Origin of the sequence: Mesorhizobium sp. CO1-1-7, from assembly GCF_020164885.1 — a bacterium.
In the GTDB taxonomy this organism is placed as follows: domain Bacteria; phylum Pseudomonadota; class Alphaproteobacteria; order Rhizobiales; family Rhizobiaceae; genus Mesorhizobium; species Mesorhizobium australicum.
Window position 1 is genome coordinate 182,226 of record NZ_JAIUHA010000009.1, and the last position, 25,550, is coordinate 207,775.

The following is a 25,550-nucleotide window of genomic DNA, read 5'->3' on the forward strand; positions in this document are numbered from 1 at the left end:
CTGAATCCATGGTCCCTGTCCTTGATGGCGACCGACGTTTCCCCCGCCCCCCAACCGGCGTCGGTCGCCCTGCTCTTTGGGCAGTTCAATCGCCGATGGCCATGGTTTCCGAGAACGCGGCAGACCTTGACCTGCCACTGAGAATTTCCTCCATCTGAGATTAGAGTCCGGCCCTTGATCGAAGGACGGACTGATGAAGAGAAAGCGGTTCACGGAAGAGCAGATCATTGCGGTTCTGCGCGAGCGGAGGCGGGAGCGAAGGCGGGCGATTTGGCTCGCAAGCACGGGGTCTCGGAGGCGACGCTGTATAATTGGAAGGCGAAGTATGGCGGGATGGACGTGTCCGACGCCAAGCGCCTGAAGGCCTTGGAAGATGAGAATGCCAAGCTGAAGAAGCTGCTCGCAGACCAGATGCTCGAAGCCTCGGCGCTGCGTGAGCTTCTGTCAAAAAAATGGTAGGGCCCGCCGCCAAGCGCGAAGCCGTTGCGCATCTGCAGGCCGTCATGGGCCTGTCGGAGCGTCGGGCCTGTTCCTTTGTGGGCGCCTGATCGCAAGATGATCCGCTACCAGTCCCGGCGTCCGCCCGAGACGGAGCTGCGTGGTCGGCTGCGTGACCTCGCCAACGAGCGCCGACGCTTCGGCTACCGGCGGCTGTTCATCCTGCTCAGGCGCGAGGGCGAGGCACCAAGCATGAGCAGGAGGCAGTGCTTGAGGCTCACACCGCTAACCGCCAGATTGCATCGTAGTGATGCCTGTTCAAGTCACGGCATTCGAGATTACAACTCCGCCCTCCCCCCGCCGCCAGCCAAAGGATATGGAACGATGCTAAGTGGAGCTGTCACATCCCCCGTGCCTTGGGGATGCGCGTCGCCAACCTTCGAGCCCGAATGCAGGCGGCCGAGATCACTGAAGACGAATTAATGGCCTTCCAGAAAGTCGTCGCGATCATGGAAAACGGACTAGGCCGTATCGATGGCGACGATCTTATCGCGGCCTCCTTCGTCGACGATCTTTCGCCGGAGAACGTAGCCGACCACGCCGACATTCAGCCGACTTTGACTCCCGTGCCGAAGCAGCGACAAAGTCGCAGGCGAACTTGTGGCAGCGGAATCGCCCACGTACAGATCGCCGTCATGGGACCCGACCGCGACGAGTTGCTGGCTAGGGGGGCGCTCCAGCTGCCATTCTTGCGGCGGTGTTCAGGCCCGCTTGGACCTTTCGGGATTGACGCTCAGAGTGCGGGTTCTCGTCGACAGCACTTGCTAGGTGGCTTGCGCCAGCATTGCTGGCGGGCTGATCGGATTAATGTGAGCTGCGACGTTGAAGTCTCGCAGGGGGCGTCTCTGCTCCTTGCGACCTCATGCAGCGCCGAAGTTCGATGTTCCTCGTATGCAATGCTGGCCGAAAACTGGCGCACAGTGGTTTATTTTTTGAGCCCTGACAGAGGCACACGCATGGAGATTACCAACCCACCGGCCGCCCAGTCGCGCGAAATTGTGCCGTCGAGCCCAGCAATGGTTGCTTGCTCAAGCTGGGTACCGAAGCCCGAGCTGTGAGCAGGTCCATAAATCTCCGGACCTCCGGTTTCGCTCCAGATCAGAAGAAGGCTTTTGGCATCAATCATACTCAGAACATCCAATTTCCCTCCAGCGCTTGCGAAACAACCGTGTTTGGCCGCATTGGTCGCGAACTCGCTGATAATCAGCGCCAGCGATGTCATGGCACTGCTTCCGAGGGGGACATCTACCCCCTTGATGCTTGTCCCGATCTGGGGCGCATTTTTGTACGGCGCAAGAACCGCGTTGAGCAGTGCCAAGAGGGTCGTCTCGCGTTGAATTTCGGCGTCGTCCCGGAGGTCTGCCAAGATAAGATCATGGGCACGGGCCAGTGAGGCCAGCCGGTCTCGCATGTCGCCTGCCAACTCGGCCGCACTGCTCGCTGACCGCTCACTCACCGACACCAAAGCCGACGCGACAGAAAAAAGATTCTTCACTCGGTGATTCATTTCCCTCAGCAGCAGCTTTCGCCGTTTCTCGTTTCGCCTCCTCTCGGAAATATCCCTTGCGATCTTGGATGCGCCCAGAATTGTGCCACCATTCCCCAGAACAGGCGAGACAGTCACCGAAACCTCGACCAGGCTGCCGTCTTTGCGCTTCCGAATGGTGTCAAAATGTTCGACGCGCTCGCCCCGACGTATCCTCTCCAGAATGGCATCTTCCTCTTGCCGTCGATCTTCGGGAATCAGGATGAGTATCGATTGCCCGACGGCTTCTTCGGCCGAAAAACCGAAGATACGTTCGGCGCCGGTATTCCAACTGGTGATGATGCCTTCAATCGTCTTACTCAGGATCGCGTCGGTAGAGCTCTCGACGATGGAAGCAAGCCAAGCGCGTGCGTCTTCACTGCCCTTAGCGCCGATTTCTTCATCGGGCGGAGGCGGCACCAAATAGAGAGGCACAGCGGCTGGACCAATGTCACCCTGACCGAAACGCAAAAATCCATTCCTCTTGGCAGGCAAATGAACGGGCATCCGATTTCCTTGCTTCCAGAAAAATGGAAGCGTCGAACCGCGATAGCAAGTCTGCAGAGCGTCCCCAAAGCGAAAACTTGCAGTTAATTGTCGTGGAGAACGATCATGAAGGCCGCCAAGGTGACGGCGGATCAAAGGGACTCACCCGAAGGAACTACAGGATCATTGGTTCGGGGTGGTCGGTGAAGAGCAGGCTGCGGTCAGCAAATACAGTTTGGTCGGCCGGGATGGGCGTTCCGAGCACCCTTTCACATAGCTGCCGGTCGCTTCGATCTCGGTACTGCTGACCCCGATCGCCTTGGCCGCGGAGAAAAGATTGTGGATTGCGGCGGCCACCGAGATCACGTCTGGACTGGCCAAGCCTGACAAATTGCTGCTCACTCACTTGTCCACAAAATTGACGCCGGGAGTGCTCATGCAGCCCTCAGGCGACGAACGTAAGCGAAGCTTCGTTATTTCGGTGACACGCAGCCAGTTTTTTACCTTGTGCCTCAATGTGACCGGCCGGCCGAGGTGTGCTTCTGCCGCTTTGAATGGCACCTGGGCCATGACCTGCGAAGACACAACCGACCCGCCGGCCATGATCTCAACTCGATACTCGGCCACTCACGCCCCCGCGATTGTTACCCCACCGCGATATAATTAGTTCGAGCTAAAATGGTTCCGGAACTTCGGCGGAGCCAGATGTTGCAGCCCGCGTGGAAAGGCCCATTTGACCAGGGCGGCTCGGTGGCTTGATCTCGCAGGGCAAACCGCCGAGCCTAACTGGCAACGGTTGCCAGCTTATGTGAAATTAGCATCGTGGCCATTGGCCGGCGTCGTTCAAACACACGAGCAAAGAAGACAACGCGGCGTTAGGTTCCAGTGTCGCGCGTAGCGGCACCCACCCTGAAAACTTCAAGCTTCTCGCTGTAAGAGAGCCTTACCCTTTCGCCGCATCGCTTGCAGGTGAACGTCGTTACGGACTTGACCCAGGAGCCTTTCCTGACCAGTGGGTTTTTGCAGCTCGGACACTGGAAGGTCAGGTTTTTGTCAAGCAGCTGATTGGATAGAGCCATCTCATCTTCTCCCAAGATGAAGTGGCCGTGCAAGACTGGTGCCAAAAATGTGCGTATTAGAACGACACAATTGGCGGCGGATCGGGAGTCTTGCCAGGAGTCAATGTGAGGCTGGGCACTCTCGGCAGTCGAATCACTGCCTGGCCATCCCAGTTGGTAGCGGCCGCACCGGTCTCGGCGCAACCAGGCGCGCGTGCGCGAAGCTCCTGGGATCGTCTCCCGATAGATTTCACTACTTCGTCCGACACGTCACCTTTGGAGGGCCGCCTACACTATTGTTCCGGCTGAGCCTACTGGCGTGTGTCTCTGGGGCATTCTTTGAACTCGCAGGCTGGACTGGAACCAAACCGGAAAATAAGTCTTTCCCAAGGGAAGGGCTACAACGGACCCGACACAATAGATGGACATTTCGAACTGGAACTAGCCAAGGCCAGACTGAGTGTGAGCCAAGCAGAGTCGGAACTGAAACGTGTCGAGCGGACAAGCGCTAGGCGTGGGTATCGATCTCGCCCTCTGCGACACGATAGGAGGCGCCCAGCGCCGCGTCAATGAAGCAAGAGAGCACCTGGCGAGGATCAAGGTCGGCGATTCACCTGAGGTTTGCCCACGCGGGCACGGAGGCTAGTTCGTCAGGATAAGCGGTTCGGTGGATTGATCGCGCATCGGCAGGAAGACCGAGCTTAACCGGCAACCGCATCGCTTATCATCTTTCCCAGCTGAGCCTCAGATGTGCGCCATCTGCCCCCAAAGGCGCAATTGGAAGCAATTCGGATGCGACGGCTCCGTCAACTCTGGATCACAATGGCACTTCGAGTTTTGCCGCAAAATTGCCGCCGACGGCAAAGCCCGACTGCGGCGTGTAGCCGGCGGATCAACTACTAATCGGTTGCCGGCAACCCGTGAAGCGCCCTATCATCGGCACGGGGTTGGGAATGTGATGGCGCCGAGGTTCATAGCAAAACAGCTTTCTTGGCCGGCTGGGTTCGGCGGATGGCTCGTCCGAGCCGGTATGAACCGGGGCAACGCCCGCCTGAACAGCTACGCTCTCGACCAATTGCAGTTGGTTCCTGAAGACCGAGTGCTGGAAGTCGGATTCGGCGGCGGCGCAGCACTGCCGCGACTCGTTCTTGGCGCATCATTCGTCTGCGGTGTTGACCGCTCTCAGGATGTGACGAGCGCAGCCGCTCGCAAATTTGCCGATGCGGTGCGCGCCGGACGAGCCGAGTTTCACGTCGGGGCGGTTGAAAAACTGCCGTTGCGGGATGCGACATTCGACAAAGCCCTCAGCGTTCACACCGTATACTTCTGGGAAAGCCTCAAGGCCGGATCTTCGGAATTGGCACGAGTACTCACGCCTGGCGGGCGAATCGTGTTGGGCTTCCTTCCCAAGGCACGTATGGATCGGATGAACATGCCAGCAGATATCTTCACCCCACGTGAGCCTGACGAGATCATCGCTGCTTTGCAAGGAGTGGGGTTCAACGAGACGGAGCTTCGAAAACCGAACACGGAAACGGCATGGGCCGTCGCGACAGGTGTGCGAAGCTGAGCTGTCCGCGCCGATCCAGCGCGGCAAGAAAAAAGTTCGCAGGCGTGAGCCAGCGGCCTACGAGCATCTTTGCCGAAACATCGGGGTGCCGGTGGCGGCGGGATTAGCTGCAAATTGGTTTCCGTCGAGCAAGCAGGCCCGTGAGCCAGTCTGGATCCATCTGCGGCACCGAGGAGAGAAGCAGTTCGGTGTAGGCTGCGTGGGGTGGCGCGAGTACCTCGGTTTTCCAACCCTGCTCCACCACCTGCCCCTGGTGCATAACCACGACCTCGTCGGCAATTGCTCTTACCGTTGCGATATCGTGCGTAATGAAGATGTAGCTAATGCCGAGTTCGTGCTGCAAGCGCATCAGGAGCTTCAAGATCTCTTCCTGCACAATCTGATCGAGTGCCGAGGTCACCTCGTCACAAATAATAAGTTCTGGGTTCGCGGCGAGCGCGCGGGCGATGCAGATCCGCTGCTTCTGGCCACCCGACAATTCACCGGGCAGCCGGTCGAGGAAGCTTTCGTCCATCTCGATCATGTGCATGAGCTCGCCGACCCGCCGGTCGCGCTGCTGCCCCTTAACGCCCAAATAGAACTCAAGCGGGCGTGCGATTATCTCCTCGACCGTCTGGCGGGGGTTAAGCGCGCTATCCGGCGACTGATAGATCATCTGGATACGGCGCAGCAGGTCTTTCGAGCGGCGTTTCAACGAGAGGGTGAGCGGCTTGCCATCAAAGGACATCGATCCAGACAAGGCAGGCAAGAGACCCGTGACGACGCGGGCGAGGGTCGATTTCCCCGACCCTGATTCGCCGACCACTGCGACCGTTCGGCCGCGCGGAACCTTGATCGACACATCCACCAGCACCTTGACCCTTCCGGCATAAGCGGCGGTAACATTGTCGATGGTCAGTAAATGGTCCTCGGTCCGAATCTCGGGCTTCGCAAGCTTGCGCACTGCCCAAAGCGTCCGAGTGTATTCCTGGGTGGGAGCCGTAAGTATCTGCCGCGTATCGGCTTCCTCAACCGTTTGTCCGTGCCGCAAGACCATAATCCGGTCCGCCATCTGCGCCACCACGGCCAGATCGTGAGTCACATATATCGCTGCTGTGTTAAATTCCTCAACAATCCTGCGGATCGACGCAAGGACCTCGACTTGGGTGGTCACATCCAGCGCAGTTGTCGGTTCATCGAACACGATCAGGTCGGGGCGGCAGGCCATGGCCATTGCCGTCATGGCTCGCTGTAGCTGGCCGCCTGATACCTGATGCGGATACCGAAAACCAATGGTCTCAGGCTGTGGGAGTTGGAGGCGCCGATAAAGCTCCACGGCATCGCGATTAGCTTTCTCTCGGCTGGCGATCCCGTGCGCAACTGCTGTTTCAACCGTCTGGTCGAGGAGCCGGTGAGCAGGGTTGAACCAGGCGGCGGCGCTTTGCGCAACATAAGCAATGCGGGAGCCCCGAAGCCGCCGACGACGGGCTTCGCTCATTGACAAAAGATCGGCACCGTCGAAAAGCACCGCGCCTCGGCTAATACGGCAGCCCGGCTTTGCATACCCCATTGCGGCAAGGCCTATGGTCGATTTTCCGGCGCCGGATTCGCCAATCAGCCCGAGCACTTCTCCGCGTTTAAGCGAGAGATCCACGCCGCGCACGATCGGGTGCCAGCGCTCGTCGGAGAAGCCTTCAACGTGAAGATCCCGGACCTCGAGCAGATCTGTTCCCTTTTCGCGCAGGGCGGCACGGCTAGTTTTCATCACGCAGTCCGCTCGTCGAATGCAAAAACCAGTCCACGACAAAGTTCACCGCTACTGTGAGGAGCGCAATGGCGCCGGCCGGCAGTAGCGGAGTGACATCACCATAAGTGATCAGCGTGGCGTTTTCCCGCACCATCGACCCCCAATCAGCCGACGGCGGCTGTATGCCCACCCCCAGGAACGACAAGGCTGCAATCGTCAGAAACACAAAGCAGAATCGCAGACCAAATTCCGCGATGAGCGGCGGCAGAATGTTGGGCAGGATTTCCTTGCGCAGGAGCCATGCTGCACCTTCGCCGCGCAATCGCGCGACCTCAACATACTCCATCACCGCCACGTTGAGCCCGACGGCTCGCGCCAAACGGAACACGCGGGTGGAATCGAGCAGCGCTATGATCAATATAAGGCTGGGTATCGACGAACCGAATATGGAGAGGAGCATCAGCGCGAAAATCAGGCTGGGGATCGACATCAACACATCCACAGCGCGCGACAAGATCTGATCTAGCCACCCTCGGTACATTGCCGCCAGAAGCCCGAGTGTCACACCGGCTGCAAAGGATATGACGGTTGTCGCGAAGGCGATGCCGATCGTGTTGCGGGCTCCGTAGATCAGTCGAGTGAGCATGTCGCGACCGAGTTGGTCGGTGCCGAACATGAACTCGTGACTCCAGGGCGCGAACGCCTCGCTAAAGACCTGCGTTTCCCGGTACGGTGCGATCAGTGGCGCAAAAAGGGCGACGAGAACGTAGCAGAGGGTTACCCCCATACCGAACCAGGCACTGAGCGGGGCCTTCTTCAGCGATGTCGTCATGCGAGATCGGCGTGTGCGCCTTATCCTGGGCGCCCTGGGGGGCTGGATGACGGGCTCCGCGCTTGTCATCGCGGGTGCAACAGCCTCGGGTTGGTAGCGATCGAAATGATGTCGGCGATCAGGTTGAGCAAGATGTAGGTTGCGGCGAAGACGAGGGCGCAGGCCTGCACGACGGGTACGTCTCTTGATTTCACGGCATCGACCATCAGTTGGCCGACGCCAGGGTAGACGAATACAACCTCGACAACCACGACGCCGACGATGAGATAGGCAAGATTGAAGGCGACAACGGTCACGATCGGAGCCCAGGCGTTTGGCAAAGCGTGCCGAAGCACGACCACCATTGGCGTCATTCCCTTCAACCGAGCCATGTCGATATAGGGGCTTGAAAGCATGTTGATGATCGCCGCGCGCGTCATGCGCATCATGTGAGCGACGATGACGAGTGTAAGCGTGATCGACGGCAGGGCTGCGCGCCAGACGTGCTCCCAAAACGGCGTCTGATCGTTTATATTCGCCAAGGTCGGGAACTTCGGTACGACGTTCAAGGTCCAGTTGATCGAAGCCGCAAGCCATAAGGGCAGCGACTGCGCGAACTGCGTGCCCGCGAACGTATCGCGGGAGATGATCAGGAAAGCGAGCATGTAGGCGACGAAGAACTCAGGGAACGAAATTGTCGTGAGTGTCACCGTGTTTACAAGCCGATCGAACCAGCTGTTGCGGTAGAGGGCCGCAAGAATACCCAATCCCAATGCCAGCGGCACCGCGATGAGCGCCGTCATGACGGCCAGAAACATGGTGTTGTATAAACGCGGTGCGATAATCTCCACGACCGTGCGTCGGTAGCCGGTTCGACTGGCGAAGGATGACCCGAGATCCCCTCGTGCCATCTTGCCCATCCAGCTGAAGTAGCGTTCGACCGGGGGGCGATCGAGGCCCACCTCGTGCTGAAAAGCCGCTACGGTTTCGGGTGTAGCTGATTGACCAAGCATCGCCTTCGCAAAGTCGCCGGGCAGCATCGTGATCGCCGAAAAGATAATAATCGAGACGATGAACAGCGTAATCAGGCCGAGACCCAACCGTTGCAGGACCGTTTTTAAAACCGGATTCATACGCATGCTGCGCGCTTTCCCAAAAGCCCGCCGTCCATTGCGGACGGCGTGCTTGGCGAACATCTTATGCCTGTGCCATCCACCAGCGCTCGGCCATCTTCAGTCCGTCATTCTCCCAATTCGGCGCCACGTCGCCATGGGCTAGTTTCTTCGATTTGGCGCTGACGAAGTTGTTGAACACCAGCACTATGCTGCCACCATCGTCATGGGTCAGCTGCTGCATTTCGGCGTACATGGCGGCACGCTTGGCTTCGTCGGTTTCAGCTCGTGCCTTTACGAGCAACTCATTGAAGCGCGGGTTTTTCCAGAACGACTCGTTCCAACTGGATTCCGCTGCGAAGGCCTGCGTGAACATCCAGTCGGCCGTCGCGCGACCACTCCAGTAGGATGCGCACCAAGGCTTCTTCAGCCAGATGTTGTCCCAATAGGCGTCTTCGGCCTCGCGCACCACGTTGACGTCGATGCCGCACTGTGCGGCCGTCTCGCGAATGAGTGCGGCCGCGTCTACCGCACCTGCGAAAGCGGCATCTGCGACCGAAAGATCGATTTTCAGCTTCTCCATCCCCGCCTTCTTCAGATAATGGCGCGATTTCTCGGGATCGAAACTGTGTTGCGGCTCCGGGTTCTTGTAGAACTTGATCGCCGGCGCGATGGGACTGTCATTGGCAACGGTGGCATGCCCAAGGAAAATCTTGTCGGCGATCTCTTGACGGTTGATCGCCCATTTCAACGCCGTGCGCACATCCGGATTATCGAAAGGCGCCATGGTGACGTTCATCGGCAGCGTATAATGCCCGTAGCCGGTGATCTCGATGATGTCGATTTTGGGATTTCGCTTCAACATGCCGAGTGTCTTCAGATCGGCGCGGCCGATATAGTCCACCTCCCCGGTCGAGAGCGCAGCCATGCGTGCGGCCAAGTCGGTGATTGCGATGAACTCCACCTCGTCCAGGTAGGGCCTTCCGTTCTTGAAGTAGTTTGGATTGCGCTTGAGCTTGGCCGAAACGCCCGGTTGGAAGTTCTCGAGCACGAATGCGCCCGTGCGTGCGCCCGAAGCCCAATCCGCTTTCCCGTCAACGCTCGGCATGATCACGAGATGATAATCGCTCATGATGTAGGGGAAATCGGCGTTGCCGCTGTCGAGCGTGAAGACAACCGTTTGTGGGCCGTCGGCCCTGACGTCCTTGACGGAGGCAAGCAGAGACTTCGCGGCCGATTTGGTGTCGGCACCCATGTGATACCGCATGGAGGCCACGACATCGTCTGCCGTCACGCTTTTGCCATTGTGGAAGGTCGTGCCCTTGCGCAGCTTAAAGACCCAGGTCTTGGCGCCGTTGGATGCTTCGAAGCTTTCTGCAAGATCCGGCTGTACGCCACCCTTAGCGTCGACCTCCGTGAGGCCGTTGGACATCGCACCCGAAAAAGCAGTTTGGGAGAAGGTATCGGGATAGCCGGCCGGATCTACGGAATCAGTAGTCGCCCCGTGGGCCATGCCGAGCTTTGCGAAGCCTCCTTTTTGCGGTTCTGCTCGTGCCGCAGTGACAAAGAGCTGATCTGCGGCTGCGATGGCCAGACCTGCCGCCAATCCTAGATGGATGAACTCACGCCGCGAAACCTTGCCGCTCCCGACAAGACCTTTCGCGATGCGCAGTTTGTACTCTGATTCCGACATTGCCGTTCTCCCATTTGCGGATTTTCCGCGTTCTTTTTCCAACCGTCGTCGAGCACGCAATGCGTAAGTGCCCTGTCTTCGTCTTTTGTGTTCCTTCCTGTGCCTTCCGCTCTTGCCCGATCAGGCAGTCACATAGATGTTGCCGTCCTCGACCATGACGGGGAACGTTCGTGCACGCACGGTGGAATCGACCAGCGCCGAACCCGTTTTGATGTCAAACTCCCAGCCATGCCAGGCGCAGCGTACGATCTCGTTTTCCCGGTGATAGACGAAGCGCGCTTCGTCGACCGGCGCAGTGGTTCCGCATTGCGGGCCCTCACACAGCGGCGCCCCGCGATGCGGACAGATATTGAGTAGCGCGTGGAAAGTCTCTCCGATGCGAAACACGCCCACCGAAAGGCTGCGGACCTTTGCGATTACGGGTGTGCCCGTTTCGATCTCGTCGACGCGACAGATGAAGATTTTCTCGGCCATGTTCTGCTCCGTCAGGCAGCATTCGCGGTCAGGATGGGGGAAATGCGCTTGTAAACGTCGAGTGCATTTTGACCCATCACCTTCGTCCTCCAAGCGGGAGGAATGTGCAGCGTGTTGGCGTCGTCGTAGTCCCAATGCGGATAGTCTGACGCAAACATAAGCGTGTTTTCACCGTCCATTGCTTCCAGAATGGACCAGAGATGCTGCACATTCGCCGGCTGCTCCAGGGGCTGTGTGGAAAACCGAATATTTCGGCGGCAGTACTCGGACGGCAGCATCTTCAGCCAAGGCGTCTCCTTGCGAAGCGCCTTGTAATCGGCGTCGAGGCGCCACAGCACCGTCGACACCCAGGCCACGCCGCATTCGACCACAACGAAATAGAGTTCCGGCCATTTTTCGAAGACTCCATGCGCAATCATGCTGGCGACATGGCTGATCGCCGACATGTGCAGGATGGCGTGTGTCTCCCAGAAGAATGTCGTGGGGGCAGGCGCGATGGCGTTCCAGTTGATTCCCCCATGGCCGCCGAGGTGGATGGCGAAGGGCAATCCCATTTCCGCGCAGGCTTCGTAGATCGGGTGGTAGAAGGGATCGCCGTACGGCCGCACAGAGCCTTGGGAGGCCAGAACCTGGACCATGCGCGGGTGGCTGCCGAGCCGACGGATCTCGGCCGCCGCCTGCTTCGGATCCTGAGGCGCGATGATAATCGAACCCATGAAGCGGTTGTCCTTCGGCAACCACTCCGCGACCTGATAGTCATTGTAAGCACTGACCAGCGCACTGGCATAATAGGGGTTGGCCAGCGTCGAGGCTTCAATCGGCTCGTCACCGGTGAGAATCGCCACGCCGACATTGTATTTGTCGAGATGCTTTTCTTTCATGATCCGGTAGTTGTCGGCTTCGGTCTCGGGCCGCACGTCCTTTCGCGAGAAATCTTGCGGATGGAACCAGGGCCGATGGCCATGCGGGAAGGATCCTCTGGGGCCGGTCTTTTCGCCCTCTATGAACATGTCCTTCCAGACGCCCGAGAGGTAGGGCTCGAGCACCGTGGCGCTGGACCAGTAGTTGTGGCAATCGCAGTCAACGATGAACACTTTAGCTTCGCTCCCTCTTTGCAGACCGCGTTCTGCTGGCCGTTAGTCTCTTTAGCTTCCGCCTTGACAAATGCCGGATCAAGCCAATGATCTCTGGGTAATGATCGGGTTTTTCGATTGAGGGTTAGTGCGTGCAGCTGGACCACATTGAGACGTTCCTCGACATCATCGAATCGCGGAACTTCAACCGGACTGCCGACCGGCTGAACATTACGCAGTCGACCGTCAGCAGCCGGATCAAGAGTCTCGAAAGCGCTGTAGGGTCGGAGCTTTTCCATCGTGGTCGCGCCGGTGCTGAACCGACAGCGGCGGGGCGACGTTTCGAAGCCTACGCGCGGGCGATGCTGTCGACTTGGTCGCAAGCGCGCCATGACGTGCGGGCCTTCAACCGGTTCGAAGGAACCCTGCGCGTGGCAGCGCAGGTTGGCATGACACGCTCAGTGCTGCCTGGGTGGGTGGAGGCGCTCTGTCGGGCCCTTCCCACAGCCTCGATCCATGTGGAATCCGACTATTCCAACCAGATGGTGACAGATCTGAGCATGGGGAATCTGGATATAGCCGTGCTCTACGCACCCCGCTATCTTCCCGAGATTGCTTACGAGCATCTGATGGTCGAGGAATATGTGATGGTGTCGACCTTCGCCAGGACAATGTCGCAGGTCAATCCCGACAGCTACATTCGGCCGGGCTACACCGTCGTACTCGAGAAAACGCATTCCGAGCTTATCCCCTCCCTCGCAATCTCGCGTCTCTCCATGGGATCCGAAAGCCTGGCAGAAGCGATGCTGCGGCGAACTGGGGGGAGTTGTTACATGCGCAACGACGATGCCCGCAGGTTTACGGCCGAGTGCCCTTCCTTCCTGGTCGAGGACGCACCGACGCTTTATCAGCCTGTCCACACGGCTATGCTCGCGCGGCGCAAACACGAACCGATTATTCGAAAGGGGCTTCGTGCGCTCCAGCTCGCGGTGATGTCGCTCGAGAGCTAAATCGAAATTCCCGATTGAAGACAGGGGTTCAACCCACTGTTCCCGAAACGGTCCCGCTGCCATGTTGGGGGCTCACTGAAGAGCCCGACCATGAACGCACACACTTCCTTTTCGGCTTCCGACTTCGCAACGATGCGGCAGCGGCAATGGGCCGACGCTTCGTCACAGGCGATCCTCTGCCGCAGGGTCATCGACGAGACGCACGACGTGAAGACATTTGTCTTCACGTCTGCATCAGACCACATGTTCTGCTTTAACGCGGGGCAATACGTTGTCCTTCACCTCACAATCGGGGGCGTTGCGGTGACCCGTTCCTATTCCGTTTCGTCGCCACCTACTCGACCGCTCGATTTGCACATCACGGTCAAGCGGACACCAGGCGGGCTCGTTTCCAATTGGCTCCACGAGAACCTGCGAGCGGGCGACGAAGTCAACGTCGAAGGCCCACTGGGGTCGTTCAAACTCGACGGCTTGAACAGCGACAAGCCTCTCTTTCTTGCGGGAGGCAGCGGGATCACGCCTCTTATGTCGATGCTGCGCACCTTGACGGACAGAGCGTCCGATCTGGACCTGCGCCTCATCTACAGCGCGCGCTCGCCGCGAGATCTCATCTTCAGGTTGGAACTCGATGCACTCGCTGCCCGGTTTCGGAACCTACGGGTGACATGCGTCTGTTCCCGGGCAGACCCCTCATGGGCAGGACCGACGGGCCGCATAGACGGCCCCATGCTCCGGCGCCTGGTCCCCGATCTTGGCGAGCGCACGGTCTACGCGTGCGGCCCCGAACAGTATATGAATGCGTTGCGAGACGGTCTTGGCCAGGCGGGTGTTGATCCACGGGGGTATCATGAGGAGAGCTTCGGGCGCAGCCTGGGCGGTGTTACTGCGGACGTAGCATCTGCTGTCTCGTCCTCGGTCCACTTCGCACGTTCGAGATTGGACCATCGTTGCGCGCCCGGGGAGACCCTGCTGCAGGCGGCGCGCAACTGTGGCGTCTATGTTCCCAGCGGCTGCCAACAGGGAATTTGCGGCACGTGCCGAATAGCCAAGCTCTCTGGCGAAGTCACCATGCAGGATCTCGGCGGACTCACCTCCGAAGAAATCTCAGCGGGCTTGGTTCTGGCCTGCTGCAGCCGCGCGAAAGGCCCTGTTACACTCGATCTTTAACTTCGGCTAAGGTTCCGAACGGGTCCTAGCTGGCTGCAAGCAGGCGGTTTGCAATTTGCTGCATCATGCCTGAGTTCCTCGTCCAGAGCGGCATGAATCAAAGCTGTTTGTACATGTGCCTGGTCGCGCTCCGCCTCGGTTACTCGTGTTGCTCCGGAGTCGTCTGCGCATTACCGGGAATGCCGCGGATCCCTGATAGCTCGCGCACCGATTGCGCAGCACATTCTCGTGGACGAGGTCGTGGGCGGCCTGGGCCATCGCAACACCAGTCTCACCGCCTCAAACTTGAACTCCGGCTGAAGTTCCTTCTTTGCATTCTCACTCTCCAGTTCCGTTAAACACCTATCTCTGCCCAAACCTGGCATCAGGTCACTTCCCCGAATCTTGAAGCGACGCGTGCCTCAATCGTCTTCGCCTCGCAAGTGCTTTACACTGGGCTTGCCGCTTCCCTTCGTGGCCCTGCCAGAGAAGCATCCTCGACGCTACAGTGCATTTCGATCCCGGTCTTTCAGAGTAGTCGCTACGCGACTGCCTGCATCAAGCTTCTGAATTTGTGAGCCTGCTGGTGGAGATACAAAGGATCGAACGCGGCGAATTTCATAAGAGCCCTGGGGTTCTCCACCGTGACCGTGTGGCCGTTTGTGGTAATGAGCTCTCGGCTCCGTAGTCCCTGAAGCGTTCGGTTCATGTGGACCAGCGACATGCCCATTGTGTCGGCAAGTTCCTGCTGGGTGAGCGGCAAGTCGAAGCTGTTACCGCGCGCTAGACCGACAGCTTCGGTGCGTATCAACATCTCGCAGATCAAATGGCCGACCCGTTGCAGCGCCGGTCGCGATCCCACCGTGACAAGCCATTCGCGCAACACAGCTTCGTCGACCAGAGTGCCCCACCAAAGCGCTCGAGCCAGCGTCCTGTTTTGGTCCATAAGATTGCGGATCGTCGCGATAGGTATCAACGCGACCTTGCACCCCGACAGTGCGCCAATGGAATGGTCCATCTCCTCCAGCAATGCGACATTCACGTCGCATAGGTCGCCGGGAATGAGATAGGCCATGATGTTGCGCCTGCCGTTCGGCAGAATTTTGTAGCGCCCTGCCCAGCCCTCGACCAAAAGATGAACATGGTCCGGCTTGTCTCCCTGCTCGATGATGTCGCTGCCCGCTATGAGCTCCACGGTCCTCGCAACGCTGTTTGCAAGCAGTTCCTTGTCTTCGTCGGATGGTTTTTCGAAATGCTGCAGTTTCCGGATCAGGGCTGTACAGCAGCCGTCAGTGCTCATCGAAACCTCCCCTTTCGGAAAGCTGGCAGCTAAGCAGGGCAAAAGGCGGACACCACCCAAGATACGCTATCCGCCTCCGGAAGTCGTACACTGTCTCATCATGCTTTCGCTCAATCGCCAGAACGGCGCATGAGCACCGTCAGAGCCACTTCCAGTACGCAATTGCCGGAAACCGTCACGGGCGATTAGGAGCGCACGACATTCATACCGTCGGGTACTATGAGCACGCGCTAACCATTTATGAGCACACGCTGTCGATCTCGAGACAGGATAGTAGAGTGCCAGCCCGCGAAGCGTCGGCGGCCCCTCGGGCTCCCGGTTTTACCAAAGAAACGGCCGACGGATTGAGACGCGATCCATCAGCCCTTTCTGGCGATGACGGCAGACGGAGGGGCTCCTCACACGGTTATCAATGACACCAACAAGGATAGGCGAAATTCGAATGGAGCCGTAATTATGTTCAAATTGCGGAACCATTCACGAGCCTGGGGTCCGAACTGGACGAAGGGGACGAACTGGCAATGAATTTCCGTGAGAATTCGAGTGGGACAGTCGCTGCCGCTGTCAAGCGCCAGGTAGTCTCAAAGGCTACGAACCGCTACGCAGAGAGCCTGCCATTCTTCCGGGTTGATCATAACTTACCGGGTTTCTTCAAGGAGTTGCTTGAACGTCTAGAGCACGCAGAAGAGTCCACGATTGATGAGGAACCCCCGCGAACTCATCTCACCGGTTCAACCCGCCTCGATGAAGGCCGACTGTTGCAGAGCTAGACCCCAGCCGCGGCTACTCCCGTCGTCCTCCGGGCGTCGACGCCTCCATTGTGGGCCAGCCTAACCCTGACATCTCGGGATGGGCCATGGTCGTGCAATCGGTGTGGCAAAACTCGCTGCCTCAGCGAGGCGATCTATATTCATCAAAGCCGTGCAGTGCGCGTCGTGATTTGACATTTTGGACAAACTGATGCTCGACCGAGCCGGTCGAAAACAGTGACCGGCTTTGGAGAGCGTGACTTGGGCAGTAGTAGGACTCGACTCGGCTCGGACCCACTATCAACGCCGGTTTAACCATCCCGTTCGCCTTCCCCGACATTCACGGTCCCATCAACACTTCGTCAAGCAGCCCATGCGCCAGTATGGTTAAGGCGAAGGGGGTTGGCATGCTTGCATTCAAATTTTGGCGCTCGAAGGGCGGCAATTTCAGCATTCTGTTGGGGCTGGCCATACCGGCTATTCTGGCGGCTGTCGGGTTCGCGGTCGATGTCACCTCCCTGATGCGGGCAAAGGTCAACCTGCAGAACTCCTTGGACGGAGCAATATTGGCGTCCTCGCACCTTCGGACAGTGAGGCAGACCGCGGAGCGCGCTGCAACGCTACTTCGAAGTCAACATCGCAAATCACACCGAGCTCTTGAATCCAAACGTCACCTTCGCCGTCGACAAGGGCCTCAATTACGTAAAAACTAAAGCGTCGGCCTCCGCAGACGTTAGGCTCTAGGACCGAGCATGGAGATGAACTGTTGCCGGCCGGCGGAAGAGCCAATAAAGACAACCGCGGCTAGCTATCGGCTGGGCTGGGCGGCTTCGCAGGGCTATCGATCCACGTCGCCCAAAACAATGTCCAATGAACCTAGTATGGCGGTGACGTCGGCTAACATATGGCCACGGCAGAGCAGGTCCATTGCCTGCAGATGAGCGAAGCTCGGAGGACGCAGCTTGCATCGGTACGGCTTGTTCGTGCCGTCGGCCACGAGGTAGACGCCAAACTCCCCCTTCGGCGCTTCCACCGCCGCGTAGACCTCGCCGGCAGGCACACGAAAGCCCTCAGTATAGAGCTTGAAATGATGAATCAAAGCCTCCATCGAACGCTTCATGGCCGCACGTCTGGGCGGGACGACCTTGCCGTCGGTATTCGAAACCGGCCCAGGTCCCTCGCTTACCAGCAGGTCGACACACTGCCGCATGATCTTGGCCGACTGGCGCATCTCCTCCATACGCACCAGATACCGGTCGAAACAATCGCCGTTCCTGCCGACGGGTATATCGAAGTCCATCTCGGCATAGCACTCGTATGGCTGGGACTTTCGCAAGTCCCAGGCGGCACCTGATCCCCGCACCATCACGCCTGAAAAACCCCACGCCCAGGCGTCACTTTGCGAGATCTGACCGATGTCCACGTTACGAAGTTTGAAGATGCGGTTGTCCGTTAGCAGCCTGTCCAGGTCGTCCACGGTTTTGCGGAACGGGCCGATCCAATTGCCGATGTCCGTGATCAAGTCTGGCGGCAGATCCTGATGCACGCCGCCGGGACGAAAATACGCGGCATGCATCCGAGAGCCGCTGGCCCGCTCGTAGAAGACCATCAGTTTCTCGCGTTCGACAAACCCCCACAAGGGCGGGGTCAGTGCTCCCACGTCCATGGCTTGGGTGGTGACGTTGAGCAGATGAGAAAGGATCCGCGAGATCTCGCTGAACAGAACCCTGATCAGCTGGCCACGCCGCGGCACGGCTAGACCCATTAGTTTCTCGATTGCAAGGCACCAGGCATGTTCCTGGCTCATCGGTGCCACGTAATCCAGACGATCGAAATATGGCAGCGCCTGGAGATAAGTCTTGGTTTCGATCAGTTTCTCGGTGCCGCGATGAAGCAGGCCGATATGAGGGTCGACACGATCGACGACCTCGCCGTCGAGCTCGAGAACCAGCCGTAGCACGCCGTGCGCCGCAGGATGCTGGGGACCGAAATTGATGTTGAAATTTCGGACGGAATTCTCTGCCATCTAGCGGCTCCTTCGAGAAGGCCCGCCTAACTTCCTTCCGAGCCCGACGTTCCATCCGTGCGCCCGGTCGGCATTGTTCCACCAGAATTCTCCAGTCCAAACTCCGGCTCATGCCCAACCGCTTCGGCCAATTGACTGAGGAAATTCACCAGAGCAGCTTGCGGATCATCGAGTTCGCCGACGACCACTGAAATACCCCAACGCCCAAGCACCGCCTCCTCCACAGGGTTTCGGCTGGTCATGAAGATGAAAGAAGGAGGGCGATCTTTTTCATACCCGGATCGATGCCAGGTTTGCCACAGGCGATGCAACAGCAACCGGATGTTCGGGTCGGAGAGGCTATAGCCTATGAAGAGGATCGTGCTGCCAAGTGCATCGGAACGAAACCGCACATCGAGTGGGGAATTGAAGGAAAGCCGGTCGAGATAATCCGTTTCGGTCAGGACAAGAGAAGAATCCTCATCGAAGTCGCCATGGAACTTGACGATGTGGGTAACCCCCTGGCGGGCTTGCGCTACATCGCGTGCATTGGCCACCTTGACGTATCGCCGACCGTATATTTCGAACGCCAGTTCCAGATTCCGGTCGTAATTCGTGGTATAGATGATGGGAAAATTGAGCATCACGATGAGGCGATGCAACTCCGATTTTTCGATCCGGTCCTTGGCGACCGACCAGTTTCTGTCCATCCAACTGCGCAGCGGTCCGATGCTGCCATGCCGTATCCGATAGTACTCGGCTAGAGTTTGAAAACGTTCGCGTCGCATCGAAAACTCGTCGTCGATCCCAAGTTCTTTTGCCATCTGCTCGATCAGTTTCTCCCAAGACGGAAGCCCAACGCTGATCGAGACACCCGCCCCGACGAATAGGATCGCACTACCGCGGCCGATAGCTTTTGCCAGTGATGCGAGACCATCGCTCATGGACAGGTGCCGGTGCTGGATGAGGCGCTCCAAACAGTTGCGGCCATCGCAAAGGGCATTGAGGTTCTCTCACGCGTCACTGGCAATCGTTGGCGACCAAACCAAGAGAGCCACGCTGTGTTCCAGCTACGCGGTCCGAAACTTGCCGTGAGTGCCGTCGCGTTTGATGACCACTTGAGAGACCAGGGCGGCCGTTCCCCGACAACCACCTACCGAAGGGGACAACGGAAGCAGCCGGGGCGTGAGGCTTCCGTCAGACGATCGGCCTTTTTCTTGGCCAGCACCTGGGCTGAATTGTCCTTGACCAAAACAAATTGGCGGCCTTTAACAAATCTAAGTGCGGGCGAGCCTCATTCCTGTACATTCACCAAGGATGGAGGCCGAGATGAGCCAAAAGCGCCGCGATCTGGACTACCTTGTTCAGCACTATATTGACTGCAGGAGAGGCAAACCTTGGCCGCTGTCAGTATCGGCGGCCGTGGTGGCGATACGGACAGTTTTCCGCGAAAACCTCGTTTCTGATCGTGAATTGGCAACGCTTATCGCCAGAGCTGCGATCGACCGAGGACAGGTTGTCGAGTTCGACCTCAATGAGCCTGCACAGGCGGCATAGTGCCGATAGACGCAGGTAGCTCGACCACCACGGCAGGGACTCAACAGGCTGTAACTGGGGCCCGGCACGGATAGCTCTTCACGACGACCCCGGACTGCTCGTCACACTACGTGGCCGTTCGCAAACTCGGTCAGTCGCGCAGTTGCCTATTGCCGTGGCGCTCTGCAGCGCAACGCCGGCGGATCAAGTCAAAGGCAGTGGCACGACCTGATCAGCAACAACACGCCGATTGCGTAAGGGACGAACAAAAACACCATAGCCACCCAGTAGCCAGGTTGCGCCAGCGCCGCCAAATCTGATCCAAGCTGTTCCATTGGCTGTCCAACGCAGGAGGGTCCAGCTTGTTCCCGGGTTACGACCTTAGAGCCCCCGGCGGGCATCCGGGTCTTACCATGATGGAGCTGCAGGCTCGGGCATTAGCCTCATCAGGTCTGATTATGCTTTCGCAGATCGTTGCGAAGTAACATTTGTGCGCCGTCAGCCCAAGAGTTGACAGTCGATAGCATATTCGACGCTTCCTCACCCGAACCGGGTTGGGCGGAATTTGGCCAACAAGGGATGTTCGTTTCCCGTGGCAATCTCGCCTGCAAGCAGTTCGCCCGCGATCAGCCCGAGCGTCGCGCCGCTGTGACTGAAGGCAACGTAATATCCCTCAGAGTCCTTCAGCCGACCAAATACCGGCTCCCCATCGCCCGGGATCGGCTTGGGACCGACCCCGTAGCTCTCCAACTCCAGCTTCGGATTGCCCTCGAGCACCTTCGAGGCTTCGTCGAGAAGCCCCTGGAGGGTCGAAGCCTTGACGCCATACGTGCCGTCGGAATTGACGAGTACCTCTTCTTCGGACCATGCGGAATCAAGAACGAGAGCTCCGTCCGGCGTCGGGCGAACAGCGACCCGCGGCGTGTTGAGCACCGCCCGAAGTGGAAGGGCGACAGGCTTGGTCCTGACCAGTAAAGCGATCGGCGTTGCGTCCGCGATATGCTGCCCGGTTTGTGCCACCGAGCGCGGCACGTCACTCCCCGTTGCCAAGAGAACCGCATCGGCAGCAAAAGTGGCGCCCATCTCCGTCGCGACGCCATTGGCGCGCCCGGCGGCGAGCGTCACGGTTGCGCGCCCCGCGTCGGTAACGAGCTGACCGTCCCGCTCCACGAATTCCCCAACCAGCAATTTGATCAACGACGGAAGATCGACCCAGCCTTCGCCCGGATTGAAGATCGCACCCTGGCGCGTGACCGCGCTTGCCGCGATGCCCGGTGTAGCCGAAGGAATGTCGCCTGCGAGCAAATGGCGTGCGTCATATCCAAGGCTCTTTTCATGTGCCAAAGCTTCCATGATCTCGTTCGAGGCGTCGTCCGCATCCCAGGTCAAACCACCGTCGAAGCGCAGCCAGGCAGCATCCGGGTACTTTGCCGACAAGGTTCTGTACCGGTCGATGCCGATCATGCGCAGCTGATGATATTCAGCCGAGCGCTTGCGTGCGGAGTTGAGCCAGGAAAGCGAGCGTCCGGACGCCCCACTGGCCAGCGGTCCGTCGTTGATGAGGATAGTTTCGAGGCCGAGCCGCGACAGATGAACGGCGGACGAGACACCAAAAATACCGCCCCCGACAACAACGACTTTTGAGACCGCGTGTGTAGCCATGGAATGTTCTTTCGCTGTAGATAATGAATCGTGTGAGCGGAACCGGGTCGTCCTGGTCTCTTCGGCTTCGGATCAAAGCACTTCGGCCAGGAAGCGCTTTAGACGCGTGCTCTCGGGGGTGTCGAAAATCGCTGCGGGTGTGCCGGACTCAATGACGCGGCCTTCGTCCATGAAAACGACCTGGTCCGCAACTTTGCGGGCAAAGCCCATTTCATGAGTGACTACGACCATCGTCATGCCGCGCTGGCCGAGGTCCGCCATCAGATCGAGGACGCCTTTGACCAGCTCTGGATCGAGGGCGCTGGTCACTTCGTCAAACAGAATAACCTCCGGATCCATCGCAAGGGCGCGGGCGATTGCCACACGCTGCTGCTGACCACCCGAAAGACTGCCAGGGCGATGGTGTTTGCGTGCGGCAAGGCCGACATCGGCAAGACGCGCCTCGGCGATCCGCGAGGCTTCCTGCACCGGGATGCCCTTGACCTTGGTCAAAGACAGCATGACGTTTTCAAGGGCGGTATGATCCGGAAAGAGATTGAACTGCTGAAACACCATGCCGACGCGCCGCCGCAGCTTCTCGGGTTTCATCGCCAAAATGCTCGCTCCGTCGAGCAACACGTCGCCGCCCTTGGGTTCGACCAGACGATTGAGGCAACGCAACAGGGTCGACTTGCCCGAACCCGAGGGTCCGATGATGCAGGTGACCGTACCCGCCTTGACCATCAGGCTAACGCTCCTGAGGACGTCGAGCTCGCCATAGGCCATATCCAGCTTGCTGACGGCGAGACTGCCGCCCTTGAACCGAGGATGCGCCGAATGAGAGTCGGAACCTACCTCCGACGATGGGCTGCAGGTGGCGCTTTCCAGTTCGCTCACCTCGGCCAGGCCGCTTGTGACCACGCCAGCTTTTTGCTTTCCAGTTCTTAGCCGGTTGTCGATGTGATTGACCACGTGGGTCAAGGGCACGGTGATGACGAGATAAAAAACGCCCGCCAGCAGCAAAGGCGACAGATTTCCGGTCACTACCGCCTGATCCTGGCCGACACGGAAAATTTCGCGCTCCGATGTGAGCAGGCCGAGGAAATAAACCAGGCTCGAATCTTTGACATTGCCTATGAACTGGTTGACCAGGGCCGGCAGGACGCGGCGGATGCCTTGCGGGACCACGATCAGGCGCATGCCTTGGCCGTAGCTCATGCTGAGCGCCCTGCAGGCTTCCATCTGGCCGCGTTCGACGCTCTGTATGCCCGACCGGAAGATCTCGCCGATATAGGCGCCGGCGATCAGGCTGAGTGCAAGAATTCCAAGCGGATAAGGCGAAGGCCCGAAGATTTCACGGCCTATGCGGGCGAAGCCCTGGCCGATCAGCAGGATTGTGACTATCGCCGGAAGCCCGCGGAAGACATCCGTATAGATCCGGGCGGGAATGCGCAGCCAACGCGATTGGGAAATGCCCATGATCGCCAGGACCATGCCTATTGCGACGCCGAGCACCGTCGAAGCGGCCGCAAGCACCAATGTGTTTTTCAGTCCGATGGTGATCATGCTGGGCAGCACGTCGGCCATGGCTTGCCAGTCGAGAAAACTGCGACGCAGATTTTCAAGCCAGTTCATTCGGTCCCCTTCTCATTGCGCGGGTGCGAGCTCATCGAAGTGCGGCCAGCGAGGTTTCCAGCCGCCGGCCCTTGGCCGCCGGCTGGGGTGTTCACATCTTGGGGAGATATTGATCGGGCATCGGCGAACCGGGGAACCACTTTTCATAGAGAGTCTTCCAGGTGCCGTCCTGCATGGCTGCATGCAGGACAGTGTTCAGTGCAGTACGCAGCTTGTCGTTGCCCTTGCGAATGACGAAGCCCGCAGGCGCATCGAACGACGGAACATTGACCGCAATCTTCAGCTCCGGGTAGCGCTTGCCATAGTCCTTGGCCGCCTCATAATCGAGAAAATGAGCGTCGACGGTGCCGTTGTTGAGCGCTGAGACGGCCGAGTTGTTGTCCGGAAATTTGACCAGATCAGTTCCAGCAAAATTTTTTGCTGCGTAGATTTCCTGCAGCGTGCCCTGCACGACGCCAAGACGCTTGCCCTTGAGCCCGTCAGCCGATGTGATCGTCTTGTCCGCAGTCAGCACCGACAGGTACCCGGCGAGATAGCCGTCCGAAAAATCGACCGTCTTCTTACGCGCTTCCGTGGTGCCGATTGCGGCCACCGCGACGTCGAAGCGCCCATTGGCGACCGACGGCATCAGGGCCGAGAATTCCTGACCGGTGAAGATCACCTGATCGGACTTGAAACCTAGCCGGCTCGCGACATTCCGGAACAGTTCAATGTCGAAACCTGTGAAAGTGCCATCGGCCTGGGTAAAGGCGTAAGGCTTCGCATCACCCATTGTGCCGACGCTGATGACCTTGGCGTCGATAAGCCCGTAGGGATTGTCTTGCGCCGCACTGGCCTGCGAAACGAAAGCGGCAGCGAGGCACGCAATTGCAAGAGCCACTCCGCCAGCCCGGACCGGCGCTATTAGCCATTTCATAATTCCAAACCTGCTCACGTCTTCTCTCCACTCTGAAGGTCAGTTGTTCTTGGTATTGACTTGGGCCGCCTCTCGGCCGACTCGTCATCCGCGGCTGCGAGGTCCCTGCGGACGTGCCGCAAAAGAGACCGGTTTCCATGTTATGAGACCGGTCTCAATCGTAAAGCTATCGCCCGATTGACCTCCCGTCAACATTTCTTGTAGTCGTTCGTACGATGACGAAAGTCCCATTTAGAGCCAGACCCAAAACGGTCGCCGATGTAGCGCGAGCGGCAAATGTCTCAAAAGCGACGGCCGCGCGCGTGCTGGGCGGGTATGGGGTGGTCAGCGACACGGTCCGTGAGAGCGTCACGGCGGCCGCCAAGGCCCTGGATTATCGGCCGAACGAACTCGCCCGCAGCATGACGACCGGAAGATCGGGCATTATCGGGGTGGTCGTCGGCGACATCGAAAATCCGTTCTTCAGTCTGGCCGTGCGAGGCATCAGCGATGCGGCCAAAGGCGCCGGTTTCAACGTCATTTTGGCGAACTCCGGCGAGAAGATCGAAGCGGAAAAGGCGGCTGTACGGCTATTGATCGGCAAGCGCGTCGACGGGCTGATCGTGACACCCTCGGAGTCACGCGACATCACCCATCTGCGCGACATCCATCGTTCCGGTCGGCCGCTTGCCCTGCTTGACCGAGCCCTGCCCGACCTGGATGTCGACACGGTCACGGTTGACGACCGCAACGCCGCCATGCAGGCGACGCGAGTGCTCATAGACGCCGGTCATCGCAATATCGCCTATGTCACTGCGGTCGATGCCAAGGGCAACGAATATATTGACCTTCGGCAAATCTACACGTCGTCGGTCCGCGAGCGCATTGATGGCTTCCTCACTACGTGCAGAGGGGCCGGCGTCGATCGACCTGAGCGCCACGTCCGGCTCGGCGCGACGAGCTCCGAAGCGACACTCAGGATCACTGGCGAACTGCTCTCCCAGCCGGACCGGCCCACCGCGATCCTTGCCTCAGACAGTGTCATTGCGCTGGAAATCCTGCGGACTATCCGCCAACGCGGCATGAAGATCCCCGACGACATTTCGCTGATCACCTTTCACGATGCGGACTGGACCGGTGTCACAACTCCGCCGATCACCGTCGTTGACCAGCCGGTCTATGCACTTGGCCATAGCGTCGCGGAACTGCTCATTCGCCGCCTGAAAGGCGATATCCAACCGCCGGAAAGGCTGGTCCTGCGGACCGCGATTATCGCGCGAGGCTCGGTGGGTCCACCACATCCGTGAGCCCACCACAGTTGACACAGCGCCATATCTTCACCTCGAATGGAACCAAGGAGACGACGACACCGATGGCTAAGAGCCCTAGAGGCCTCACCGGACGTTCGCTTGTGGCGTAGCGACCCCGCATGGAAGTCGTTGGTGCAAAAGAGGTGACGAGCAAAGCCGCACCAAGCAATTCACGTGGCGGGCAAATCCCCAACCAGACGTGACTTGGCCCAGTGCAGTCGGAGCGCACATCAGGCGGCCATGTCCGCCCATCTCAGTTCCGAGAGGCTGTTGTCGCACAAGGATGGCGAGACTGGC

General features: G+C 58.9%; 20 protein-coding genes and 1 pseudogene. 7 read left to right on the forward strand and 14 right to left on the reverse strand.

Translation table 11 applies throughout. The features are described 5' to 3' along the window. Positions 1-193 precede the first annotated feature (193 nt). Positions 194-699, forward strand: a pseudogene (locus tag LB516_RS20880) (transposase); the annotation flags it as partial. Between the two features lie 724 nt (positions 700-1,423). On the opposite strand, the gene LB516_RS20885 reads toward LB516_RS20880, so the two are convergent. Together LB516_RS20885 and LB516_RS20890 are read right to left on the reverse strand one after the other, a co-directional pair. Beyond that, on the reverse strand, positions 1,424-2,530 hold the full coding sequence (locus LB516_RS20885) for a sensor histidine kinase (protein WP_140661281.1): 1,107 nt from the start codon (positions 2,528-2,530) through the stop codon (positions 1,424-1,426). Positions 2,531-2,692: 162 nt separating this feature from the next. After that, positions 2,693-2,911 (reverse strand): DUF768 domain-containing protein, encoded by a 219-nt coding sequence (locus LB516_RS20890; protein WP_140661282.1) that lies wholly within the window; start codon positions 2,909-2,911, stop codon positions 2,693-2,695. 1,686 nt (positions 2,912-4,597) lie between these two features. Here LB516_RS20890 and LB516_RS20895 point away from each other — a divergent pair. Further along, positions 4,598-5,137: a class I SAM-dependent methyltransferase gene (locus tag LB516_RS20895; RefSeq protein ID WP_181172994.1), complete on the forward strand. Its 540-nt coding sequence runs from the start codon at positions 4,598-4,600 to the stop codon at positions 5,135-5,137. 103 nt (positions 5,138-5,240) lie between these two features. On the opposite strand, the gene LB516_RS20900 is transcribed toward LB516_RS20895, so the two are convergent. The 6 genes from LB516_RS20900 to LB516_RS20925 form a co-directional block, all read right to left on the reverse strand. Next, the gene (locus tag LB516_RS20900; protein WP_140620485.1) at positions 5,241-6,881 is read right to left on the reverse strand and encodes an ABC transporter ATP-binding protein; all 1,641 of its coding nucleotides are present in this window, start codon (positions 6,879-6,881) and stop codon (positions 5,241-5,243) included. Beyond that, on the reverse strand, positions 6,871-7,695 hold the full coding sequence (locus LB516_RS20905; protein WP_181166434.1) for an ABC transporter permease: 825 nt from the start codon (positions 7,693-7,695) through the stop codon (positions 6,871-6,873). Before LB516_RS20905 ends, LB516_RS20900 begins: the two co-directional genes overlap by 11 nt. A gap of 65 nt (positions 7,696-7,760) precedes the next feature. Then, positions 7,761-8,807 (reverse strand): ABC transporter permease, encoded by a 1,047-nt coding sequence (locus tag LB516_RS20910; protein WP_140661386.1) that lies wholly within the window; start codon positions 8,805-8,807, stop codon positions 7,761-7,763. A gap of 64 nt (positions 8,808-8,871) precedes the next feature. Then, a complete protein-coding gene (locus tag LB516_RS20915; RefSeq protein WP_140620488.1) occupies positions 8,872-10,479 on the reverse strand; it encodes an ABC transporter substrate-binding protein in 1,608 nt (535 codons plus the stop codon). Between the two features lie 120 nt (positions 10,480-10,599). Continuing rightward, positions 10,600-10,953, reverse strand: coding sequence for a Rieske (2Fe-2S) protein (locus LB516_RS20920; RefSeq protein WP_140620490.1), 354 nt, complete (start codon positions 10,951-10,953; stop codon positions 10,600-10,602). A gap of 11 nt (positions 10,954-10,964) precedes the next feature. Continuing rightward, a complete protein-coding gene (locus LB516_RS20925) occupies positions 10,965-12,047 on the reverse strand; it encodes an amidohydrolase family protein (RefSeq protein WP_224720308.1) in 1,083 nt (360 codons plus the stop codon). A 131-nt stretch (positions 12,048-12,178) separates the two neighbouring features. Here LB516_RS20925 and LB516_RS20930 point away from each other — a divergent pair, with 131 nt between their 5' ends. After that, on the forward strand, positions 12,179-13,036 hold the full coding sequence (locus LB516_RS20930) for a LysR family transcriptional regulator (RefSeq protein WP_140620494.1): 858 nt from the start codon (positions 12,179-12,181) through the stop codon (positions 13,034-13,036). Between the two features lie 90 nt (positions 13,037-13,126). After that, positions 13,127-14,203: a hybrid-cluster NAD(P)-dependent oxidoreductase gene (locus LB516_RS20935; protein WP_224720309.1), complete on the forward strand. Its 1,077-nt coding sequence runs from the start codon at positions 13,127-13,129 to the stop codon at positions 14,201-14,203. Between the two features lie 520 nt (positions 14,204-14,723). Here the strand turns inward: LB516_RS20935 and LB516_RS20940 are convergent. Next, on the reverse strand, positions 14,724-15,482 hold the full coding sequence (locus LB516_RS20940) for a Crp/Fnr family transcriptional regulator (protein WP_224720310.1): 759 nt from the start codon (positions 15,480-15,482) through the stop codon (positions 14,724-14,726). Between the two features lie 1,156 nt (positions 15,483-16,638). Here LB516_RS20940 and LB516_RS20945 point away from each other — a divergent pair. Beyond that, complete coding sequence (locus LB516_RS20945; protein ID WP_224720311.1) at positions 16,639-16,944, forward strand: TadE/TadG family type IV pilus assembly protein; 306 nt, start codon at positions 16,639-16,641, stop codon at positions 16,942-16,944. Positions 16,945-17,069: 125 nt separating this feature from the next. Here the strand turns inward: LB516_RS20945 and LB516_RS20950 are convergent, their stop codons facing one another. Then, positions 17,070-18,257 carry an NADH-quinone oxidoreductase subunit D gene (locus LB516_RS20950; protein WP_224720312.1) on the reverse strand — a complete coding sequence of 396 codons (1,188 nt, stop codon included), beginning with the start codon at positions 18,255-18,257 and terminating at the stop codon, positions 17,070-17,072. A gap of 26 nt (positions 18,258-18,283) precedes the next feature. Next, positions 18,284-19,180, reverse strand: a complete 897-nt coding sequence (locus tag LB516_RS20955) for an SIR2 family NAD-dependent protein deacylase (RefSeq protein WP_224720313.1) — start codon at positions 19,178-19,180, stop codon at positions 18,284-18,286. Positions 19,181-19,565: 385 nt separating this feature from the next. Between LB516_RS20955 and LB516_RS20960 the strand changes: the two genes are divergently transcribed. Then, complete coding sequence (locus tag LB516_RS20960; RefSeq protein WP_140620502.1) at positions 19,566-19,793, forward strand: hypothetical protein; 228 nt, start codon at positions 19,566-19,568, stop codon at positions 19,791-19,793. Positions 19,794-20,312: 519 nt separating this feature from the next. Here the strand turns inward: LB516_RS20960 and LB516_RS20965 are convergent. From LB516_RS20965 to LB516_RS20980, 3 genes are all read right to left on the reverse strand, one after another. Next, positions 20,313-21,434 (reverse strand): NAD(P)/FAD-dependent oxidoreductase, encoded by a 1,122-nt coding sequence (locus tag LB516_RS20965; RefSeq protein WP_224720314.1) that lies wholly within the window; start codon positions 21,432-21,434, stop codon positions 20,313-20,315. A 72-nt stretch (positions 21,435-21,506) separates the two neighbouring features. After that, positions 21,507-23,048 carry an amino acid ABC transporter permease/ATP-binding protein gene (locus tag LB516_RS29050; protein WP_318011834.1) on the reverse strand — a complete coding sequence of 514 codons (1,542 nt, stop codon included), beginning with the start codon at positions 23,046-23,048 and terminating at the stop codon, positions 21,507-21,509. A gap of 91 nt (positions 23,049-23,139) precedes the next feature. Next, a complete protein-coding gene (locus LB516_RS20980) occupies positions 23,140-23,964 on the reverse strand; it encodes an ABC transporter substrate-binding protein (RefSeq protein WP_224720331.1) in 825 nt (274 codons plus the stop codon). 215 nt (positions 23,965-24,179) lie between these two features. Between LB516_RS20980 and LB516_RS20985 the strand changes: the two genes are divergently transcribed. Beyond that, positions 24,180-25,250 (forward strand): LacI family DNA-binding transcriptional regulator, encoded by a 1,071-nt coding sequence (locus LB516_RS20985; RefSeq protein ID WP_140620508.1) that lies wholly within the window; start codon positions 24,180-24,182, stop codon positions 25,248-25,250. The last annotated feature ends 300 nt before the right edge of the window (positions 25,251-25,550 follow it).

Excerpts from the sequence above, each read along its gene's own strand:
- LB516_RS20885 (WP_140661281.1), bottom strand. The coding sequence starts at position 2,530 with ATGCCCGTTCATTTGCCTGCCAAGAGGAATGGATTTTTGCGTTTCGGT.
- LB516_RS20895 (WP_181172994.1), top strand. The coding sequence starts at position 4,598 with ATGAACCGGGGCAACGCCCGCCTGAACAGCTACGCTCTCGACCAATTG.
- LB516_RS20900 (WP_140620485.1), bottom strand. The coding sequence starts at position 6,881 with ATGAAAACTAGCCGTGCCGCCCTGCGCGAAAAGGGAACAGATCTGCTC.
- LB516_RS20905 (WP_181166434.1), bottom strand. The coding sequence starts at position 7,695 with ATGACGACATCGCTGAAGAAGGCCCCGCTCAGTGCCTGGTTCGGTATG.
- LB516_RS20910 (WP_140661386.1), bottom strand. The coding sequence starts at position 8,807 with ATGAATCCGGTTTTAAAAACGGTCCTGCAACGGTTGGGTCTCGGCCTG.
- LB516_RS20915 (WP_140620488.1), bottom strand. The coding sequence starts at position 10,479 with ATGTCGGAATCAGAGTACAAACTGCGCATCGCGAAAGGTCTTGTCGGG.
- LB516_RS20920 (WP_140620490.1), bottom strand. The coding sequence starts at position 10,953 with ATGGCCGAGAAAATCTTCATCTGTCGCGTCGACGAGATCGAAACGGGC.
- LB516_RS20935 (WP_224720309.1), top strand. The coding sequence starts at position 13,127 with ATGAACGCACACACTTCCTTTTCGGCTTCCGACTTCGCAACGATGCGG.
- LB516_RS20940 (WP_224720310.1), bottom strand. The coding sequence starts at position 15,482 with ATGAGCACTGACGGCTGCTGTACAGCCCTGATCCGGAAACTGCAGCAT.
- LB516_RS20945 (WP_224720311.1), top strand. The coding sequence starts at position 16,639 with ATGCTTGCATTCAAATTTTGGCGCTCGAAGGGCGGCAATTTCAGCATT.
- LB516_RS20950 (WP_224720312.1), bottom strand. The coding sequence starts at position 18,257 with ATGGCAGAGAATTCCGTCCGAAATTTCAACATCAATTTCGGTCCCCAG.
- LB516_RS20955 (WP_224720313.1), bottom strand. The coding sequence starts at position 19,180 with ATGAGCGATGGTCTCGCATCACTGGCAAAAGCTATCGGCCGCGGTAGT.
- LB516_RS20960 (WP_140620502.1), top strand. The coding sequence starts at position 19,566 with ATGAGCCAAAAGCGCCGCGATCTGGACTACCTTGTTCAGCACTATATT.
- LB516_RS20965 (WP_224720314.1), bottom strand. The coding sequence starts at position 21,434 with ATGGCTACACACGCGGTCTCAAAAGTCGTTGTTGTCGGGGGCGGTATT.
- LB516_RS29050 (WP_318011834.1), bottom strand. The coding sequence starts at position 23,048 with ATGAACTGGCTTGAAAATCTGCGTCGCAGTTTTCTCGACTGGCAAGCC.
- LB516_RS20980 (WP_224720331.1), bottom strand. The coding sequence starts at position 23,964 with ATGAAATGGCTAATAGCGCCGGTCCGGGCTGGCGGAGTGGCTCTTGCA.
- LB516_RS20985 (WP_140620508.1), top strand. The coding sequence starts at position 24,180 with ATGACGAAAGTCCCATTTAGAGCCAGACCCAAAACGGTCGCCGATGTA.